The 19216-nt window shown below is 47.1% G+C and carries 20 protein-coding genes; 19 read left to right on the top strand and 1 reads right to left on the bottom strand.

From position 1 onward, the window contains the following. Nucleotides 1-3: 3 nt before the first annotated feature. From FS628_RS17875 to crcB (FS628_RS17860), 4 genes are read left to right on the top strand one after another with little or no spacing between them, the layout of a single operon-like run. The gene (locus FS628_RS17875; RefSeq protein WP_145323991.1) at nucleotides 4-891 is read left to right on the top strand and encodes a LysR family transcriptional regulator; all 888 of its coding nucleotides are present in this window, start codon (nucleotides 4-6) and stop codon (nucleotides 889-891) included. A gap of 42 nt (nucleotides 892-933) precedes the next feature. After that, the gene (locus FS628_RS17870) at nucleotides 934-2241 is read left to right on the top strand and encodes a replication-associated recombination protein A (RefSeq protein WP_145323989.1); all 1308 of its coding nucleotides are present in this window, start codon (nucleotides 934-936) and stop codon (nucleotides 2239-2241) included. 33 nt (nucleotides 2242-2274) lie between these two features. After that, nucleotides 2275-2676 (top strand): fluoride efflux transporter CrcB, encoded by a 402-nt coding sequence (gene crcB, locus FS628_RS17865; protein ID WP_145323987.1) that lies wholly within the window; start codon nucleotides 2275-2277, stop codon nucleotides 2674-2676. After that, nucleotides 2673-3032: a fluoride efflux transporter CrcB gene (crcB, locus tag FS628_RS17860; RefSeq protein ID WP_145323985.1), complete on the top strand. Its 360-nt coding sequence runs from the start codon at nucleotides 2673-2675 to the stop codon at nucleotides 3030-3032. The genes crcB (FS628_RS17865) and crcB (FS628_RS17860) overlap by 4 nt, the downstream gene beginning before the upstream one ends. A 131-nt stretch (nucleotides 3033-3163) precedes the next feature. Here the strand turns inward: crcB (FS628_RS17860) and mnmA are convergent, their stop codons facing one another. Next, the gene (mnmA, locus tag FS628_RS17855) at nucleotides 3164-4288 is read right to left on the bottom strand and encodes a tRNA 2-thiouridine(34) synthase MnmA (RefSeq protein WP_145323983.1); all 1125 of its coding nucleotides are present in this window, start codon (nucleotides 4286-4288) and stop codon (nucleotides 3164-3166) included. A gap of 321 nt (nucleotides 4289-4609) precedes the next feature. Between mnmA and cymR the strand changes: the two genes are divergently transcribed. The 15 genes from cymR to FS628_RS17785 all read left to right on the top strand — a co-directional run bounded on the left by cymR (nucleotide 4610) and on the right by FS628_RS17785 (nucleotide 19163). After that, entirely contained in the window at nucleotides 4610-5029 is a 420-nt protein-coding gene (gene cymR, locus FS628_RS17850; RefSeq protein ID WP_076212458.1) for a cysteine metabolism transcriptional regulator CymR, read from the top strand. 169 nt (nucleotides 5030-5198) lie between these two features. Beyond that, nucleotides 5199-6350, top strand: a complete 1152-nt coding sequence (locus tag FS628_RS17845) for a cysteine desulfurase family protein (protein WP_145323981.1) — start codon at nucleotides 5199-5201, stop codon at nucleotides 6348-6350. Nucleotides 6351-6514: 164 nt separating this feature from the next. Further along, nucleotides 6515-7036 carry a PRC-barrel domain-containing protein gene (locus tag FS628_RS17840; RefSeq protein WP_145323979.1) on the top strand — a complete coding sequence of 174 codons (522 nt, stop codon included), beginning with the start codon at nucleotides 6515-6517 and terminating at the stop codon, nucleotides 7034-7036. A gap of 10 nt (nucleotides 7037-7046) precedes the next feature. After that, nucleotides 7047-7256, top strand: coding sequence for a hypothetical protein (locus tag FS628_RS17835; protein ID WP_017686815.1), 210 nt, complete (start codon nucleotides 7047-7049; stop codon nucleotides 7254-7256). A gap of 295 nt (nucleotides 7257-7551) precedes the next feature. Further along, nucleotides 7552-8619 carry an AI-2E family transporter gene (locus tag FS628_RS17830; RefSeq protein ID WP_145323978.1) on the top strand — a complete coding sequence of 356 codons (1068 nt, stop codon included), beginning with the start codon at nucleotides 7552-7554 and terminating at the stop codon, nucleotides 8617-8619. Nucleotides 8620-9054: 435 nt separating this feature from the next. Then, entirely contained in the window at nucleotides 9055-11676 is a 2622-nt protein-coding gene (gene alaS / locus FS628_RS17825) for an alanine--tRNA ligase (protein WP_145323976.1), read from the top strand. A 129-nt stretch (nucleotides 11677-11805) separates the two neighbouring features. Then, the gene (locus tag FS628_RS17820) at nucleotides 11806-12066 is read left to right on the top strand and encodes an IreB family regulatory phosphoprotein (protein WP_017686818.1); all 261 of its coding nucleotides are present in this window, start codon (nucleotides 11806-11808) and stop codon (nucleotides 12064-12066) included. Further along, a complete protein-coding gene (locus FS628_RS31410) occupies nucleotides 12035-12175 on the top strand; it encodes a hypothetical protein (protein ID WP_222125252.1) in 141 nt (46 codons plus the stop codon). The genes FS628_RS17820 and FS628_RS31410 overlap by 32 nt, the downstream gene beginning before the upstream one ends. Before the next feature lie 16 nt (nucleotides 12176-12191). Further along, entirely contained in the window at nucleotides 12192-12608 is a 417-nt protein-coding gene (ruvX, locus tag FS628_RS17815; RefSeq protein WP_145323974.1) for a Holliday junction resolvase RuvX, read from the top strand. Between the two features lie 12 nt (nucleotides 12609-12620). After that, the gene (locus FS628_RS17810) at nucleotides 12621-12920 is read left to right on the top strand and encodes a DUF1292 domain-containing protein (RefSeq protein WP_017686820.1); all 300 of its coding nucleotides are present in this window, start codon (nucleotides 12621-12623) and stop codon (nucleotides 12918-12920) included. Next, entirely contained in the window at nucleotides 12921-13235 is a 315-nt protein-coding gene (locus tag FS628_RS17805) for a DUF1292 domain-containing protein (protein ID WP_047844066.1), read from the top strand. Nucleotides 13236-13310: 75 nt separating this feature from the next. Further along, a complete protein-coding gene (gene mltG / locus FS628_RS17800; protein ID WP_260871078.1) occupies nucleotides 13311-14351 on the top strand; it encodes an endolytic transglycosylase MltG in 1041 nt (346 codons plus the stop codon). Nucleotides 14352-14365: 14 nt separating this feature from the next. After that, entirely contained in the window at nucleotides 14366-15295 is a 930-nt protein-coding gene (locus tag FS628_RS17795; RefSeq protein ID WP_145323971.1) for a peptidase U32 family protein, read from the top strand. Between the two features lie 17 nt (nucleotides 15296-15312). Continuing rightward, nucleotides 15313-16641 (top strand): peptidase U32 family protein, encoded by a 1329-nt coding sequence (locus FS628_RS17790; RefSeq protein ID WP_145323969.1) that lies wholly within the window; start codon nucleotides 15313-15315, stop codon nucleotides 16639-16641. Nucleotides 16642-16874: 233 nt separating this feature from the next. Continuing rightward, on the top strand, nucleotides 16875-19163 hold the full coding sequence (locus tag FS628_RS17785) for a methyl-accepting chemotaxis protein (RefSeq protein WP_260871077.1): 2289 nt from the start codon (nucleotides 16875-16877) through the stop codon (nucleotides 19161-19163). Nucleotides 19164-19216 lie beyond the last annotated feature (53 nt).

The raw sequence follows: 19216 nt of genomic DNA, 5'->3' as shown, positions 1-19216 counted from the left end.
ACCATGGAGAGCGGGGATCTTAGAATATTTCAGTGTGTTGCACAGGAAGGAAACCTGACCAAAGCTGCTTCTAAACTGGGGTATGTGCAATCGAACGTAACGGCACGAATCCGGCATCTGGAAGCTGAAGTGGGTACAACGTTGTTCATTCGTCATAACCGAGGCATGACGTTATCTCCAGCCGGAGAGATGCTGCTGACCTATGCGGATAAAATCATTGGTTTGCTGAATGATGCTTCCAAGGCGCTTCGGGCGACGAGTACACCATCAGGGCCGTTGCGAATAGGGTCTACACAGACTGCCGCAGCGGTACGTTTACCTGAGCTTTTTGCAAAATACTATAAACAGTATCCCGACGTGTCCTTGTCACTGGCTACTGGCAACTCGCAGATGCTTATTGATCAAGTGATTGGGTATGAATTGGAAGGAGCATTTATTGGCTGTGCCTGTGATCATCCTGATATCGAGTCTATCGATGTATTTGATGAAGAGCTATTTGTAGTTTCCTCGGGTGTGGGATCAGAAGATGAACTTACCCGTAAGCCGATCCTTGTCTACAGCATGGGATGCTCCTACCGACAAACGTTAGAGGAGTGGCTGCTCTTAAGTGGGGTAAACCGTCCGGTGATTATGGAATTCGGTACATTGGAAGCGATTATCAGTGGCGTAGCATCGGGTATGGGGATTTCTCTGTTACCGGAGATTGTAATTCGGCAGCAAATTGAAAATGGCAGCCTTCGCAAACATTCGCTCCCTTCCGGCATCAGCCACATGATGACTCGTTTTATTACACGCAAGGATGCGTTTGTCAGCAGTGCGCTTGGTGCATTTATGGCTATGTTACCGCGGGAGTATGATAAGATAGAGAGTGGAGAACCATCAGAAGCTTAATTGTACACAAGTCAAGGCAATCCGTTAAGGAAGTGATGAGCAATGGATTTATTTTCGTTTCAACAGGATTCAAAGCCACAAGCTAGATTGCTTGCGGACCGCATGCGGCCAGAGCACCTGGATGAATATATTGGACAGGAACATATCATTGGACCGGGAAAATTACTGCGGCGCGCCATCGAGGCTGATCAGATCTCGTCCATTTTGTTATACGGCCCTCCTGGATGCGGCAAGACAACCCTGGCACATATTATTTCTCAGCAAACACAAGGACAGTTCGTTCGCCTGAATGCAGTGGAAGCTTCCGTCAAGGATGTGCGTGAAGTCATTGAACAGGCCCAAACGAACAAACAGCTGTATGGAACGAAAACTATTCTGTTCCTCGATGAGGTACATCGGTTTAACAGTTCACGTCAGGACGCGTTATTGCCAGCGGTAGAGAAGGGCACGATTATTTTTATCGGCGCGACAACAGAGAATCCCTTTCATTATGTCAATGGAGCCTTGATGAGTCGCTCCACCCTGTTCCAGCTGGAATCGTTGAACAAGGAGCATTCCCTTATTGCAATGCGCAGAGCATTGAGCGATGCGGACAAAGGTCTGGGGTTCATGGAGCTGCAGGCGGACGATGAGGCGCTTGAACATATTGCTACGATGGCCAACGGGGATATTCGGCGTGCGCTTAACGCGCTTGAACTGGCTGCGTTGACCACGCCACCGGAGAAGGATGGATCCATTCATATTACGCTTGGTGTGGCAGAAGAGTCTATTCGGCGACCGATTGTGAAGGCGGATGAATCCACACAGTATGATGTGCTGTCTGCATTTCACAAGAGTATCCGGGGTTCCAGTGATGCTGCGCTGTTCTGGTTTCTATACGCGGTGGAGAAGCTCGGCATGGACCCGATGACCTTTATTCGGCGTCTGATTGCAGCGAGCAGTGAAGATATTGGACTTGCGAACCCGCAAGCCATGACTCAGGCGATTGGAGCACTTGATGCTTATCGGAATAACGGCTGGCCCGAAGCCAAGCTGAACATCGCACAAGCGATTCTGTTCGCAGTGGAAAGTCCAAAATCCAATGCGGTGTACACCGCCATATCCAAAGCCATGAACGCCATTGATGAGGTGAAATCGGCAGAAGTTCCGCTTCACTTGCGAGATACACATTACTCAGGTGCCGTAAAACTGGGACATGAGGGCTATCAATATCCACATAACTATCCAGGGCATTATGTGAAACAGGAATACTTACCAAAGCAGCTCTCACGCAGAGTATTCTATGAGGCCACGGAGCAGGGGAACGAATCGAAGATTAGGCTGAACCAACAACGACGCAGGGAATTGTAAGATCAGATAGATCACTCGGGAGATGCACATGACATGAAAGAGATTATATATATAGGAGCAGGTGGATTTCTCGGCACATTGACCCGATATGCCATACAGTTAGGGATACCAGCTGCTCATGTAGGCTTTCCTTGGGCGGTGCTGCTAATCAATGCGATTGGCAGCCTTTTTTTGGGTTGGTTCTTTACCATCGCTGTTCCAGGAAAAATATCACCACAACTTCGACTTGCGATTGGCACAGGTTTTACTGGCGCATTTACGACATTCTCCACGTTTACACTGGATATTGTTCGTTTATCCGAAAGTGGAGAATGGGTCAAAGCCGCGATTTATATGATCGTAAGTCTGTTGGCAGGGTTGTTGCTCTGTGCGCTGGGAATGAGTCTTGGACAGCGTACGTTGGGATCACGAAGCCAAGAGGGTGATGCCTTATGATCCTATGGATTGGTTTTGCAGGTGTGTTGGGCGCGGTTCTGCGTTATAGTCTGGGAAAATGGGTCTCTGGCTTACTGGGAACGGCTTTTCCGTGGGGAACATGGATTATCAATATCAGTGGTTCACTTCTGCTTGGGCTGTTATATGGGTGGCATCAATCAGCAATGGTCTCAGATGGGGTCTGGGTGATCTGGGGAACCGGATTCTGTGGTGCATACACCACATTTTCGACCTTTGGCTATGAGACGGTAGGACTTATGGGTCGACAACGATACGCCAGAGCGGCGCTCTACGTTGTAAGTTCCGTTGTAGTCGGGGTGCTGGCCTCCTTGGCAGGAGTCTGGTTGACTGCATAACGAACTAATTTTATTTTTTTTGCAAAGAAAAGCAGGAAAAAAGCCATCCTTCATGGTATACATGAAAGACGGCTTTTTTAATAGGGATACACGGTATTGTGTATAATCCGCATTTTAATGGACAAGCTCTATTACTGCATTGCGGGTACAGGTACTTTTTGCACTTGATCGATCGTACCTCCGCCGAGGCATACCTCTCCGTCGTAGAAAACAACGGCTTGTCCTGGCGTAATGGCTTTTTGTTGCTGATCAAATTGTACATCCACACTTCCATCTTCCTGCCAGGTCAATGTAACACCTTGATCCGGCTGACGATAGCGGAATTTGGCTGTACAACGGAATGGCACATTAGGCATGTGCTCTGCACCAGCAATCCAGTTCACACCCGTTGCGGTTAGACCTGTGGAGTACAGACTTGCGTGGGCATCACCCTGAACAACAAGCAGTTGGTTCTTCTCCAGATTCTTGTCTGCAACGAACCAGGGCTCACCATTGCCGGAACCACCAATGCCAAGACCTTGACGCTGTCCAAGTGTGTAGTACATCAGACCGTCATGGCGGCCTTTGACTTCACCAGTCGCGATATCAACCATGTCTCCGCCTTTGGCAGGCAGATAGTTACTCAGGAACTCTTTGAAGTTGCGTTCGCCGATGAAGCAGACACCTGTACTGTCTTTTTTCTTTGCGGTATACAAGCCAGCGGCTTCTGCAATTTTGCGTACTTCCGGTTTGGGCAGGTGACCAATCGGGAACATGGCTTTGGACAACTGGTTCTGATTGAGTGCATTAAGGAAATACGTCTGATCCTTGTTGCTGTCCACGCCGCGCAGCAGCTTGAACGTACCATCTTCTTCAATCAGACGAGCGTAGTGTCCTGTAGCTACATAATCTGCGCCGAGATCCAGAGCTTTGTTCAGGAATTCACCAAATTTGATCTCACGATTACACATGACATCTGGATTTGGCGTACGACCCGACTTATATTCATCAAGGAAATAGGTAAATACTTTATCAAAATATTCTTTCTCGAAGTTGACAGTGTAGTAAGGAATGCCGATCTGTTCACACACGCGGCGTACATCCTCTGAATCTTCTTCAGCGGTACAGTGGCCGAACTCGTCAGTGTCATCCCAGTTTTTCATGAAAATGCCGATGACATCGTACCCCTGCTCTTTCAGCAGCAGTGCGGTAACGGAAGAATCGACACCTCCGGACATGCCAACGACGACCCGTGTATTTTCAATTGTTTTGGACATCGTTATCACCATTTCTATATATAAATGTGTTTCGTTTCTTATTCTAGCATAACCGGACTCAAGATACGATACACCCGGCCAATTTTGGATAGTGTCCACCACAGACGCACATTTTGGAATATCGTCAATCTTTCTTTACCATAAAGCATGCAGATATGTTAACATTAGCTGAGGGTTATGATCGGAATACGGAGGATTAGAAGGTTAAAGCTTAGTTCTATGAATCTCTGCTGTGGACAGACTGTGAACCAGACGGTTATGGACCACAGGATAAAATATAAAGTTTCCAATCGTTTCTGAAAATTGAAAGAGGTGACTCCTTTGAAAATATCGACAAAAGGCCGTTACGGCCTCACGATCATGATGGAGCTGGCTGCCAGAACAGGCGAAGGCCCTACATCACTTAAAAGCATTGCTGAGCGCAACCAGCTCTCTGAACATTACCTGGAGCAATTGATCGCTCCACTGCGCAATGCAGGACTGGTTAAGAGCATTAGAGGTGCTTACGGCGGTTATATCCTTGCAGGTGATCCTGCAACCGTGACTGCAGGCGATGTGATCCGTGTACTGGAAGGGCCCATCTCTCCAGTAGACTTCACAGAGGAAGATGATCCGGCGAAGCGTGATCTGTGGTTGCGTATTCGTGACGGCATTGCCGAAGTGTTGGATTCCACAACACTGAAAGACCTGATTACCTTCCAGGATCAGGACAAAAAAGATAGCTACATGTTTTATATCTAACAATGACTGCGATGAGCATGACATGGTAACATACTTGAGCCCCCATTTGGGGGCTTTATCCATGACTTAACATATGTTTACACGATGGCTTGCGGTTGATTAGCATATGAGACTTTGAAACATATTCCGTAACAATAAGATAATTTAACATATAACGGGGTGAAGATAAATGAAACGAATTTATTTGGATCACGCCGCATCGACACCTATGCATCCACAAGTCGCAGAAGCGATGATGAACGTCATGACAGGGCAATATGGCAACGCATCAAGTATCCATGCCTTTGGGCGTGAAGCCAAACGGACCGTCAGCGGAGCAAGGGATGTCATTGCGGCGTCTTTGGGCTGTTTCCCGGACGAATTGGTATTTACCGGAGGAGGCACGGAGAGCGATAATCTGGCAATCTTTGGAGCAGTCTCAACAAGACAGCACAAAGGGAAACACGTCATTACGACAGCAATTGAGCACCATGCTGTTTTGCATACGTGTCAGGAATTGGAGCGTCAAGGCTACGAAGTAACTTATCTATCTGTTGATCGTTATGGACGAATAAGTCTGGATGAGCTGCGAGAGGCTATTCGACCGGATACGGTGCTGATTACCATGATGTATGCCAACAACGAAGTGGGCACGATTCAGCCTATACGCGAGGTGGGTGAGCTTGCCCGTCAGCATGATATTCTGTTCCATACCGACGCGGTTCAGGCTCTGGGCAGTCAGAATATTTCCTGTAAAGAACTGCCTGTGGATCTGATCAGCTTCTCTGCACATAAAATCAATGGACCTCAGGGCGTGGGTGCACTCTATGTACGGCGAGGGATTGTGCTGGAAGCTAGAGCTCATGGTGGGCTGCAAGAGCGTCAGCGGCGCGCGGGTACAGAGAATATAGCTGGCATTGTCGGATTTGCCGAGGCCCTCAAAATTGCTTCAGCACATACGGAAGCGCATCGTCAGCATGATCTGGAATTACGGAAACTTCTGTTGGAACAGCTCAAAATTCATGTGGGGACGGAGCACTTTCATGTGAACGGGCATCCGGAGTATACGCTGCCTAACATCCTGAATATCAGCTTTCCGGAAGTATCCACAGAGACGATGTTAATGAATCTGGATATGGAAGGGATCGCTGTTGCAAGCGGTTCGGCCTGCACTTCCGGTTCGCTTGAAGTATCTCATGTACTCAAAGCGATGGATCTGCCTGAGACTTTTTTACACTCTGCGATTCGATTCAGCTGGGGATTGGGTAATACTACGGAAGAAATCATGATAACCGCCGAAAAAATTGGAACCATTCTTGGACGACTGCGTAATAGACCCTAAGGGGAACTTTACACATGGAACAGAAGGAGGGAAGAAGTTCCATTTCATCGGTTGGATAGAAGCGGTTTTGATGATCGGCGTCTGATTGCCACTCATCAACTTTGGGCATACCTAGCAATAGCGCCGCGCCTATTTAATGATAAGAAGATGAGGGGGACCCAACGATGAAGCTTCAGGAAATGATCGGACTTGCCGTTTTTGATGTTGAGGACGGGAAGCAGGTCGGTAAAATCCAGGATTTCATTGTGAATGATGATTGGCAGATTGAAGGCATTGAACTTGAGAACAAAGGCCTGTTTACCAATCATGTCAAAATCGTGCAGTGGCAAGACATCGTTGCCTACGGCGAGGATGCCGTCATGATCCGTAATCAACAGGCTGTCCGCAAGACGGGAGCCGACGACATAAAATACACGTACCTCCTCGGTCGGTCTAAATTGAAGGAGATGTCCGTGCTCACCGAAGAAGGTTTGCTGCTTGGACGTGTCTCTGATGTTTATTTTGACCAAGAGTTGGGAAATACAATAATAGGGATTGAAATTACGGACGGTTTTGTGTCCGATCTGATCGAGGGCCGTAAATGGCTGCCATGTACAAGTGATATGTCCATCGGGGAAAGTGCCATTATGGTGCCGCCGCTGAGTGAACAACGCTTGGAAAATGCCATTCATTCTGTTAATGGATAGGTGAATGAATATGAAATGTCCAAACTGTAGTTCCAAAGATATCGGGAAAATTGGTTCCCACCAGTTTTATTGCTGGGGATGCTTTATTGAATTAACGGTGAACGGTGAGAAAATGTCTGTATATCAGGTGGAAGAAGACGGTACGCTGAGTTCCCTGGATGATCTCTTTTTCGGGGACGAGCTGCCGCAAGACTTCCCTCATCTTCACGCTTCTTCTTAATAAGCAGGATAACTTCCTCTATATGCGGTTTCTTGACAATGTCTGTCATGGAATGCTGTCATCCATTGTTGGCAGATGTATATAGATGCGGTTACATAATGGTTCGGGAGAGACATGGTTGATTATATGCTACTCCGGACCGCAAGATGCGCTTCCTTCTCTGATGAAGGAGGCGTTTTTTTGGGTTCAAGAGAAAATGTGAGGGTTGCTGCTTTCCACTTCTGCGTTGTGTTAATAAATATTACCTTTCCTACATATACTGACTCTCAGAGCCAGTCCAAAAGGAGGGATGCACGTGGAGCAATTAACTAAACACAAGCTGTTCCGTTACGCGATCTGGCTGCTGCTCGGGTTGATCATTCTGTATTTTATATGGCTGCTGCGGCCTTTACTGCTTCACATATATGCTTTCCTGAAAACAGTGCTGGCCCCCTTTATCGTAGCCCTTATCATATCCTATGTACTCAATCCGATTGTCAGCATGCTGGGAGGGCGAAAGGTGCCGCGTACGATCGCGGTATTGCTCATATATGCCTTTTTCCTGACCTGTATCGGTGTCATTCTCATGAATGTCATTCCGGTATTGATTGAACAGCTGGAAGAACTCAACGAACATATGCCGGAGCTGTCCATGCGTGCCCAGAGTCTGATGAACAATATGGATCACAAATTAATGCCGCCAAGTGTCCGAACGGGCATGAACAGCTGGTTCTTTCAGATGGAGGATCGACTAACTCAGGGAATTGCCGTGCTCATGGACAATATCGGGGCGACCATTAATGTGTTATTTAATGTGTTTATCGTTCCTTTTCTGATCTTTTATATGTTAAAAGATTTTGAGGTATTTGAGCGCACTATTGTGGCGTATCTTCCGCGTTCACGTCGTAAATCAATTGTATCAGTGATGAAAGAGATTGATACTGCGCTGGGAAACTACATACGAGGACAGTTTATTGTCTGTGTCATTGTCGGTATCTTTGCCTACATTGGTTATATCGTCATTGATATGCCGTATGCCTTGCTGCTTGCGAGTATTGTGGCTGTATTTAACATTGTGCCCTATCTTGGGCCGTTCCTTGGCGCTGCCCCCGCCGTGGTCATGGCATCGACGGTATCGTTTAAAATGGTGCTGCTCGTTGTCATTGTGAATACACTGTGCCAAGTGCTGGAGAGCAACGTTATTTCTCCTCAGGTGGTGGGACGTACGTTGCATCTGCATCCACTGTCGATTATATTTGCGCTGCTCGTCGGAGGCGAATTGGCAGGCATTGTAGGTCTGATTCTGGCGGTGCCCGTTTTTGCCGTCCTGAAGGTCATTGTGCAGCACTTTTTCGCCTATTACATCAAACGAAGGACCGACTAAATAGTAGGGTCAAAACATCAAGGAGGCCGCGTTGACACCCGCTTGTGCTACCGATATAATGAGTGTGTATGTTTAGAACATGAAATCGATGATGAAATAAAGTACGCCGAGGGTTCCTTTCCTCAGAGAATAGACTTCTTCGGATCAGGGTGTGCCTGAATCGAAGGCTGGAAGAGTCTTGAAAGATGAAGCGGCGGAAAGCTAATTTCGGAGTGCAGGACAACCCTGCCGGGAGCGACCGTTATTTCGCATTAACGAGGAGATTGTTTGTTGATCCGGGCAGCAAGGGATGAACAGCAATAACCAGGGTGGTACCGCGATAACATCGTCCCTGATTATTCAGGGGCGTTTTTTGTGTTTATTTTTACAAAAGCAATGTTGACCAACCGGAGCGAATACGCAACGGACTATTATAATTTAATGGGGGCATCCAGTATGAAAGCCAGTGAAATCCGGTCCAAATGGATAGAGTTTTTTGCAAGTAAAGGTCACAAAATTGAGCCGAGCGCATCGCTCGTGCCTCACAACGATCCTTCTCTTCTGTGGATCAATGCAGGTATGGCACCACTAAAACCATATTTTGACGGACGTGAGAAACCAGAGAACCCGCGCCTTGCGAACTCTCAAAAATGTATCCGTACCAATGATATTGAAAATGTCGGCAAAACGCGCCGTCACCATACGTTCTTCGAAATGCTCGGCAACTTCTCCATTGGAGATTACTTCAAGGAAGAGACCGTTACATGGGCATGGGAGTTCCTGACCAGCAAAGAGTGGATCGGTTTCGATCCGGAACGCCTATCTGTTACGGTATATCCGGAAGATGAAGAAGCTTTCAAACTGTGGAATGAAAAAGTGGGACTGCCTGCGGAGCGTATCATCAAATTGGATGAGAACTTCTGGGATATCGGCGAAGGCCCATGTGGACCTTGTACCGAGATCTTCTATGACCGCGGCGAAGCTTATGGAAACGACATGAGTGATCCCGAGATGTACCCAGGTGGGGAAAACGAACGTTATCTGGAAGTGTGGAACCTGGTATTCTCCCAGTTCAACCATAACAAAGATGGTAGCTACACACCGCTTCCTAACAAAAATATTGATACAGGTGCTGGTTTGGAACGTTTTGCTTCCATTCTGCAAAATGTGGATTCCAACTTCGACACAGACTTGTTCCAACCGATGATTCAGAGAACAGCCGCTCTTGCGGGTGTGAAATATAACGACAGCGTCGAGATTGATGTTGCACTGAAAGTCATTGCCGATCATATCCGTACGGTTGCTTTTGCAGTGGGTGATGGCGTTCTGCCAAGTAATGAAGGACGTGGATATGTCATCCGTCGTTTGCTCCGTCGTGCAGTTCGTTATGGAAAAGTACTTGGACTTGACCGTCCATTCTTGTATGAACTGACAACAACCGTTGGTGAAGTAATGGGCATGTACTACCCTGAGGTAGTAGAAAAGCAAGAGTTCATCGCTAAAGTGATCAAAACCGAGGAAGAGCGTTTCCACGAAACACTCACGGATGGTCTGGCTATTCTGGCTGATATCAGCGGCACTGCCAAATCCGAAGGACGCACGGTTATTAGCGGACCTGAAGCTTTCAAACTGTATGATACGTACGGTTTCCCGTTTGACCTGACAGAAGATTATGCCGCAGAGCATGGTCTGACTGTGGATCGTGAAGGTTTTGACGCTTCCATGCAGAAACAACGTGAGCTTGGACGTGCTGGGCGTCAAGAGAACGAGAGCATGAAAGTTCAAGGCGGGCCACTTGCCGATCTGGAGGTTAAAAGTGAGTTTGTTGGTTATACTGACCTGTTGACGGAAGCAAAAGTGGTAGCCATCGTTGCAGGTGACGCCCTTGTTGATACTGTAGGCGAAGGACAGACGTGCCAGGTTGTTCTGGACAAGACTCCGTTCTACGCAGAAAGTGGCGGTCAAGTGAGTGACCAGGGCTTGCTGCTTGGAGCTGGTGTGACAGCGAAAGTACAAGGTTTGTTCAAAGCTCCGCAGGGACAACACGTTCATCTGGTGACGGTAGAGTCCGGTGAATTGCGTGTGGGTGAAGTTATCCGTGCTGAAGTAGATGCAGCCAAACGTGGTGACATTATCAAAAACCATACAGCTACCCACTTGCTGCACAAAGCACTCAAAGATGTGCTCGGAACTCACGTAAATCAGGCGGGATCGCTCGTTGAGCCACAGCGTCTGCGGTTTGACTTCTCTCACTTCGGCAGCATTACGCCGGAAGAGTTGACAGAGATTGAGCGCCAGGTGAATGAACAGATCTGGAATCGTCTGAATGTGAACATCGAGCTGAAAGCTATTGATGAAGCGAAAGAAATGGGTGCGATGGCCCTGTTTGGTGAAAAATATGGAGATATTGTGCGTGTCGTTCAAGTTGGAGACTACAGTTTGGAACTTTGTGGCGGCTGTCACGTAAATAATACTTCAGAGATCGGAATCTTCAAACTGGTGAGCGAGAGCGGAATTGGCTCCGGCGTGCGCCGGATCGAAGCTGTAACTGGTCGTGGCGCATATCTGTATGTGGAAAGCCAGTTGGAACTGCTCAAGCAATCAGCAACGTTGCTCAAAGCGAATGTTGCTGATGTGCCTAAACGGATTGAAGGACTGAACCAACAACTGAAAGAAGCAGCCAGAGAGACCGAATCCCTGCAAAGCAAACTCAGTGCCATGGAAGCAGGTCAACTGACCGATCAAGTGGTACAAGCAGGAAATACACAATTGCTGGCAGCACGCGTAGATGCTCCGAACATGGACGCGCTTCGCACGGTGGCAGATGAGTTGAAAATCAAATTGCCTAATGCTGTACTCGTATTGGGTGCCGCAGCCGATGGCAAAGTGAATTTTGTAGTAGCTGTACCTGCTGAACAAGTAAAACAAGGTCTGCACGCAGGCAAAATCGTCAAGGAAGTCGCGGCAGTATGCGGCGGTGGCGGTGGTGGACGTCCAGATATGGCACAAGCCGGTGGTAAGGACGCATCCAAGCTGGATGAAGCACTGAAACTGGCGGTTTCACTGGTTAGCCAGTAAAGGACAAGCAAAAAACACAATTGCCTTATCCTTTGTTTACTTGTGGCAGTCAGAATATGTTATTATATAAACAGAAATCAATTCGGCAGGACATGGTCCCCATGTTCATGCAGGAGCGAGGTGTCATCAATGGACTCCATGGATAAGACGGTTAAATTTAATGTGAAAGGTGACGAACAGGAAGCATCATCCAAAGAGATTCTTCTCACGGTTTATGATGCATTGGTCGATAAGGATTATAATCCGATCAACCAGATTGTTGGGTATCTGATTTCCGGAGACCCGGCATACATTCCTCGTCACAACAACGCACGTAGTCTGGTCCGTAAAAAGGAGCGCGATGAGCTGATTGAAGAGCTTGTACGTTCCTATCTGGCCAATCACCGGTAATGTACGCCGCTTCCGCTGTGTTGCAGCTATGCAGGCAGCGGGAAATGAACCGACAGAAGACAGCCTGAAGCTTGAGAAGGCGATTAATCATCGACCTGAGCAGGCTTGAGGATGGGAGAGCATGGATGAAAATATTAGGTTTGGACTATGGGGACCGAAGAATCGGGGTTGCCGCGAGTGACGCCTTCGGTTGGACTGCCCAGGGATTGGAAGTGCTTGAACGCCGCCGTGATGAAGGCGAGTTCGCTCGGATTGCCGATCTTGTGCGTGAGCACGAGATTAGTGAGATCGTAGTCGGACTTCCCAAAAACATGAACGGCACCGTAGGACCGCGCGGTGAGATATGTATTGCTTTTGCCGAACGCCTGCGGGGCGAACTGAATTTACCTGTTCACCTTTGGGATGAACGGCTGACAACCATGGCAGCAGAACGTACGCTGATTGAAGCGGATGTCAGTCGGAAAAAACGCAAGCAGGTTGTGGACAAAATGGCCGCAAGCTTGATTTTGCAAAATTATTTGGATGCCAATAGTAGAAGGTGAGGGGGATCAACAATGGCTGAAGATCAACTGGGTATGGAAGAAGAAGCGGAAATTATTTACATTGCGGATGACGAGGGTAATGAAGAGGAATTCGAAGTCATCATGAAGTTCGAAGTAGACGGTTCGGAGGCCAAGTACATGATGGTTGCTCCGGTTGAACCTGAAGATGGCGAAACGGATGTATATGCATTCCGTTATGAAGAAGAGGGCGACGATATCAAACTTTTCGTCATCCAAGATGATGCCGAGTGGGATATCGTCGAGGAGACGTTTAATACATTTCTTGCAGAAGATGAAGAGGAAGCGAACTAAATGACGGAATATAGCCGCAAAGACCTGAAATGGACAGATTCACTGCGTCTGGCATTCGGTGCTCATGTTGAGCTCGAGGAAGAGAACGGTAAATCACAACCGTATGACTTGTTGGCTGAGTTCGAAGTGAACGGTCAGCAGTACGCGGTGCTCCGCAGTTCGTTGCGACCTTATGACGAGGTTGAACTTCTGCGGGTATCACCTGGAAGTGAAGACCAGATCATGCCAGAGTTAGTTACGATCGACGATGATGATGAGTGGGAGAACATTTCGGAACTGTATGATGAATGTACACTCCCCATTGACGAAGATTAATCAGCTTCAAATTGAAGAAACCGGGAGGGCGGAGAAGTCCGCTCTTTTTGGTTGTGTAAAGGAGTTGTTTCTTTTTTGAAAGGGAAAGCAATAGTAGTCATACTGCTTATCATTGTAGTTCTTGCCGGAGGCGCAGGCGGTTACGTATGGAGTATGATGCGTCCCGTGGAAGCTTCTACAGAACCGGTCGTATTCGAGATTAAGAGCGGATCGGGAACTTCGAAAATCGCGGATCAGCTTCAAGAAGAAGGCCTCATTCGAAGCGGGTTAACGTTTAAAGGGTATTTAAAGTGGAAAAAACTAGGTTCTAATTTCATGGCGGGTACATATTCTATGAATCCTGGCGTGACATATGATGAGATTGTTAGCAAGCTGAGTAGTGGCGAAGTTGTACCGGAGGAAATGGTGAAATTTACGATTCCGGAGGGTTATAACGTTCTGCAAATGGCGGGTAAGCTTTCTTATGAGCATGTTGTAGATCGGGATGAATTCATCAAGCTGGCCAATGATCCTTCGGCCTTTGATGTAGATATCATCAAAGATATTCCAGTGGATGAAGAACTTCGCTACGTATTGGAAGGGTATCTATTCCCGGAGACGTACGAGCTGAAAAAGGGAAGTTCCACGCATGATGTGATGCAACGGATGCTGGAAGAATTCCAGACTAAGATTAATTCCATTCCTGATTTGGAAGCCAAGCTCCAGGAAAAGAACCTTTCCCTGCATGAACTGCTGACGATTGCGTCACTCGTGGAGAAAGAAGTTGTAGTGGACGAGGAACGTGCTCTGGTTGCAGGTGTAATCTACAATCGGATCAATCAGGATATGAAGCTGGAGATTGATGCTACCGTGCAATATCTGCTCGACAAGCCGAAGGAGCGATTGTTTTTCAAAGATCTGAAGGTGCAAAGTCCCTACAATACGTATCTGAACAAAGGCTTACCACCAGGTCCAATAGCCAGTCCAAGTCTTCCGTCCATCGAGGCAGCGCTTAATCCGGAGGCTTCGGAGTATCTGTTCTATGTGACGAAAAAGGATGGTTCGTCTGGACATCTGTTTGCCAAAACGTATAAGGAACATCAGCAAAATATAGCCAAAAGTAAGGCTGCGCAATAAGCGGAGGGGATTATATGAGTAAGAAACATGAACTGCTCGTTACAGCAGCGAATGTGAAAGAGGCAGAAGTGCTGCTCCAGGCTGGAGCAGATGCTCTGGTTATTGGAGATGATCGATTCGGCATGCGTCTTCCAGGCAGCTTCAGCGTGGAAGAGACAGCAGAGGTGGTAAACATCGCTGCCAAATACCAAGCGCGTGTTTATGTATCCATGACTAATCTGATGTCCAACGAGCTGTTGAAAGAATTGCCTGAATATGTTCAGGCTTTGGGCAAAATCGGTGTTGATGGTGTGGAGTTTAATGACCCATCTGTGCTGGCTACCATGAAGGAATACGCGCCACATGTGAAGCTGCACTGGAACGCGGAGATGACTTCAACGAACTATGCGACAGCCAACTATTGGGGAACCAAGGGAGCTAGTCGTGTTGTGCTTGCCCGTGAGCTGAATATGGACGAGTTGACGGAAATGGTTCCTTTTTTGAAGGTGGAAGCTCAGGTTCAGGTGCACGGCATGACGAATATTTATCATTCCAAGCGCAGTCTGGTGCAAAGTTATATGGCCCATCAAGGACGGCCAGTCGAGGGACATCTGGGTAAAGAACGTGGATTGTTCCTGATCGAGGCTGAACGTCGGGATGAAAAATTCCCGATCTATGAGGACATTAACGGCACGCACATTATGAGCTCGGAAGACATATGTATCCTCGAAGATCTTCATCTGTTGATGGAGGCGGGCGTGCACAGTTTCAAAATTGAAGGCATGTTAAAATCGCTTGCCTACAATGAAGCGGTTGTGCGTGCATACCGGGCAGCGATTGACAGTTATGTAGCTGATGCCGATGCATATGCGTTCTCTGAAGAGTGGTTGGATGAAGTACGGAAATTACAGGACCCTGAACGGGAATTGTCGTTTGGATTTTTCTATAAAGAACAAGTGTATTAATAGACGAGGTGAACAGAATGGAAACAGTGGCGGTACAGCGGAAGTTCTCGGGTAAACGTAACCGTCTGGACAAACCGGAGCTGCTAGCTCCGGCGGGTAATCTGGAAAAACTGAAATTTGCGATCCATTACGGTGCAGATGCCGTATATATCGGTGGACAGGCCTATGGACTGCGTTCCAACGCAGATAACTTTAGCTTTGAAGAGATGCGTGAAGGTGTGGAGTTTGCCAAAAAGTATGGAGCCAAAGTGTTCGTAGCAACGAACATCTATGCACATAATGAGGATGTTGAAGGTATCGAAACGTACCTGCAAAACCTGTACAATGCGGGAATCTCCGCGATTATTGTAGCCGATCCAGCTATTATTGAAGTAGCTCTTCGTGCTGTGCCGGGCCTTGAGGTACATCTGAGTACCCAACAATCCACACTCAACTGGCAAGCTGTGAAGTTCTGGAAAGATGAAGGCCTTCCGCGTGTGGTTCTCGGACGTGAAACCAGCTTCGAAGAGATTGAAGAGATCAAGGCGAATGTGGATATCGAAATTGAAGCCTTTATTCACGGAGCGATGTGTTCATCGTATTCCGGACGTTGTGTGCTCTCCAATCACTTTACGGATCGGGACTCCAACCGGGGTGGCTGTTGCCAGTCTTGTCGCTGGAAGTACGATCTGTTCGAGGATGCGAGAGAAGATACTGTGTGGGTCAGCGAAGAGGACATGCAGATGCAGGCACCTGCGCCTTTCAAACTGGGTGAGAACCAGCTTCCCCTGTTCCAGGAACAGGATAATTCATTCTCCATGGGATCGAAGGATCTGTGTATGATTGGTCATATCCCAGAGTTAATTGATGTGGGCGTGGACAGTTTCAAGATCGAAGGCCGTATGAAATCGATCCACTACGTGGCTACCGTGGTTAACGTATACCGTCAAGCGATTGATGCCTATATGGCTGACCCGGAAAATTATGTTCTGAAGCCTGAGTGGGTTGAAGAAATGAACAAAGCGGCAAATCGTCCGCTCAATACCGGATTTTTCTATGATACACCAGACCATGAAGATCATATCTATGAACCGGAAGAAAAGGCCGTACCTTTTGACTTCGCTGGCTTGGTCATGGGGTATGATGCTGAAACAGGAATGGCGACCATTCAACAGCGCAATCACTTCAAACCAGGACAGGAAATTGAATTTTTCGGTCCGGGAGGTCACTTTTTCAAACAGGTCGTCGGTGAAATACAGGATGAGGAAGGCAATGTTCTCGATGCTGCCCGTCACCCGTTGCAACTGATTAAAATGAAGGTAGATCAACCGGTTTCGTACTTCGATATGATGAGAAAAAAGAAGTAGGCTTAAATACCTACAATGTGTCAATATTGTATTATGATTTAACAAAATAGTGTTATAAAATTTACATTTGGACCTCCGTTTATCGGCATAAGGGGGTCTTTTTTTTATAGAAAAATAGGAATAAAGTTGTAAAATATTTCTGGGAAGTGAAAGGGGAAAGAGGAAAGCTGTCGAATACTACATATTTATAGGGGAGAGAAAGAAAATCCAACAAGTAAATTACTGGCAGGTGAATGGGATTGGTTCAAAAGAAGCAGAAAGACAGTGGGGAACAAGTGACAAAAGCCGAGCAGGTTAACCCTGAGAAGGTTCAGAAAGTGAAGAAAGAAAAAGTAGCTAAAAGTGGAACGACAGGTAGTGGCAAAAGATTGTTTAAGATTGACCGCAGTAAGCTCAAGTTGGGCTGGATCAAGACCGATTGGGTGAAGAAACAATTGAAAAACCGGGATTGGAAAAACTTTGGGGGGGCTTCTTTTGAACAGATTAAGAAGGCAAATCCGGTTAAATCCGTAGGGGTTAAACTGTTCTTGATCTTCTTTGCGGGAATAATGATTTTTGTAGTGAGTTTGGGTCTATTATCCTATTCGAAAGCCAAGGGTACGATTGAGACCAATGCCTCACGAGCCAATCAGGAGACGATTGATCAGACCAAACAAAAAATGGACATCATTTTGGAGAGATTTGTGGACACATCCACACAGATTTTCTTTGATCCGGAAATGCAGTCCTTGCTACAAAAAATGTCAGATCAAAATCTGACTGCGTATGATACATTCATAAACTCAAGTTCAATCAACAAGCAACTGTCCAATGTTGCATTTACAAATAAATCTATGGAAGCGATTTATTTGGTACCTACGGACGATACAAAGTCCATTATGGGTACAGGTAGCAACAGTTCATCCATGGGCAACATTCGCCAGGAAGCATGGTACAGTGAGTTGATTGAGGCGGGCGGTTATCGCTGGCTTCCAACAGAGGTCAAGGAAGATGGCTCAACCCCAACGTTTAAAATTGCACGTTCAATGAAAAACCTGCAGGGAACGACCCAGTCGTATGTTCTGGTTATTGAACTGAAACTGGAAGTGCTGGAGGAACAATTGAAATCGCTTGATCTGGGTCCAGGAGCTGTTCTTCAACTGATTGCTCCGGATAATAAAGTGGTTGCATCCTCCATCCCGGATCGTACCGGACAAGATACAGAGCTTGCATTTGTTAAAGAGCTGACTGAACCAGCGGGTAGCACGAATACGGAGTATACGGTGGATGATGAATCTACTGAAATGCTGGCTGTATACAGCACGATGGATACATCCAATTGGAAACTGGTTGGTATGATACCTACCTCTGTTTTGGTTCAGGATGCGAAAGGTATTCTGACCCTGACACTGTGGATGGCGCTGATTGATGCAGGTATTGCAGTATTGATCGGGATCTGGATGGTGCGTATGATCGCTCGTCCACTCGGCAAATTGAAAGATCTGATGCAGGAAGGTGCGAAAGGTAATCTTAAAGTTCGTACCCCGTATAGCTCCAAAGATGAAATTGGTCAGCTCTCATCGGCATTCAATCTGATGATGGAGCAGATCACGAAGCTGGTTGAACAAACCAATCGTTCTGCACAGGAAGTATTGGATACGGCCTCCGAACTGAGCAGTGCATCCAAGAAAACAGCCGTATCTGCTTCTGAGATCGCCGTAGCCACAGAAGAGATTGCAGGTGGTGCAGGCAGTCTGGCAACTGAAGCAGAACGTGGCAATGAATTGACGGATAATATCTCTCGTCAGATGGAGAGTGTAATCGCTGCCAATGAACAGATGGGTGATTCTGCTCGTCACGTAGAGAAGTCCAGTCAGACAGGAACACAACATCTGAATCAGTTAATGACCAAAACCCAGAAGACAGAAGAAATGATTGGTGCACTGGTGAATAAGGTTGATTCGCTGAAAGAGAGTACATCTTCTGTTCTGAAAGTGCTTGAAGTGCTGCAAAACATAACGAAACAAACCAATATCCTATCCCTCAATGCGACCATTGAGGCAGCACGTGCTGGTGCGGCTGGACGCGGTTTCATGGTGGTGGCTGATGAGGTACGTCAGCTGGCGGCTCAATCCAGACAATCCATTGAGATGGTTGGAGAGATTACAGACAAAATCATGACGGAAATGAATGAGACGGTTGATGCTTTGTCGGCAGCGTACCCATTATTCAAGGAACAAATGGATGCTGTTAAAGATACCAACGTCATATTTGCTTCCGTACAGGAGCAGATGGGTGCATTTGTGGAACGTCTAGGTATGGTGACGGGATCGATTGGAGATTTGAACAAATCTCAGAGTACATTGTCCGAAGCCATGAGCAACGTCAGCGCAGTAGCTGAAGAATCTTCTGCAACGTCCCAAGAAGTAGCTTCACTGAGCAGTGAACAGCAAAATATCAGTAACCAGCTGGTTAATCTGTCTGGCAAACTGGAGAACGTGTCCACTGAACTGAAAGAAACATTGTCACGCTTTACGGTGTAACAAGCCAAGGCTGAAATGAGGAGAACCTGTCCCGCACATGGGACAGGTTTTCT

Origin of the sequence: Paenibacillus xylanexedens, assembly GCF_007676705.1 — a bacterium.
Classification (GTDB): Bacteria; Bacillota; Bacilli; order Paenibacillales; family Paenibacillaceae; genus Paenibacillus; species Paenibacillus xylanexedens_C.
This window is presented reverse-complemented; position numbering and strand designations above follow the sequence as displayed.

Excerpts from the sequence above, each read along its gene's own strand:
- FS628_RS17840 (WP_145323979.1), top strand. The coding sequence starts at position 6,515 with ATGAAGCTTCAGGAAATGATCGGACTTGCCGTTTTTGATGTTGAGGAC.
- FS628_RS17845 (WP_145323981.1), top strand. The coding sequence starts at position 5,199 with ATGAAACGAATTTATTTGGATCACGCCGCATCGACACCTATGCATCCA.
- mnmA (WP_145323983.1), bottom strand. The coding sequence starts at position 4,288 with ATGTCCAAAACAATTGAAAATACACGGGTCGTCGTTGGCATGTCCGGA.
- FS628_RS17785 (WP_260871077.1), top strand. The coding sequence starts at position 16,875 with ATGGGATTGGTTCAAAAGAAGCAGAAAGACAGTGGGGAACAAGTGACA.
- ruvX (WP_145323974.1), top strand. The coding sequence starts at position 12,192 with ATGAAAATATTAGGTTTGGACTATGGGGACCGAAGAATCGGGGTTGCC.
- FS628_RS17795 (WP_145323971.1), top strand. The coding sequence starts at position 14,366 with ATGAGTAAGAAACATGAACTGCTCGTTACAGCAGCGAATGTGAAAGAG.
- alaS (WP_145323976.1), top strand. The coding sequence starts at position 9,055 with ATGAAAGCCAGTGAAATCCGGTCCAAATGGATAGAGTTTTTTGCAAGT.
- FS628_RS17820 (WP_017686818.1), top strand. The coding sequence starts at position 11,806 with ATGGACTCCATGGATAAGACGGTTAAATTTAATGTGAAAGGTGACGAA.
- FS628_RS17870 (WP_145323989.1), top strand. The coding sequence starts at position 934 with ATGGATTTATTTTCGTTTCAACAGGATTCAAAGCCACAAGCTAGATTG.
- FS628_RS17810 (WP_017686820.1), top strand. The coding sequence starts at position 12,621 with ATGGCTGAAGATCAACTGGGTATGGAAGAAGAAGCGGAAATTATTTAC.
- crcB (WP_145323987.1), top strand. The coding sequence starts at position 2,275 with ATGAAAGAGATTATATATATAGGAGCAGGTGGATTTCTCGGCACATTG.
- FS628_RS17790 (WP_145323969.1), top strand. The coding sequence starts at position 15,313 with ATGGAAACAGTGGCGGTACAGCGGAAGTTCTCGGGTAAACGTAACCGT.
- crcB (WP_145323985.1), top strand. The coding sequence starts at position 2,673 with ATGATCCTATGGATTGGTTTTGCAGGTGTGTTGGGCGCGGTTCTGCGT.
- FS628_RS17805 (WP_047844066.1), top strand. The coding sequence starts at position 12,921 with ATGACGGAATATAGCCGCAAAGACCTGAAATGGACAGATTCACTGCGT.
- FS628_RS17835 (WP_017686815.1), top strand. The coding sequence starts at position 7,047 with ATGAAATGTCCAAACTGTAGTTCCAAAGATATCGGGAAAATTGGTTCC.
- FS628_RS17875 (WP_145323991.1), top strand. The coding sequence starts at position 4 with ATGGAGAGCGGGGATCTTAGAATATTTCAGTGTGTTGCACAGGAAGGA.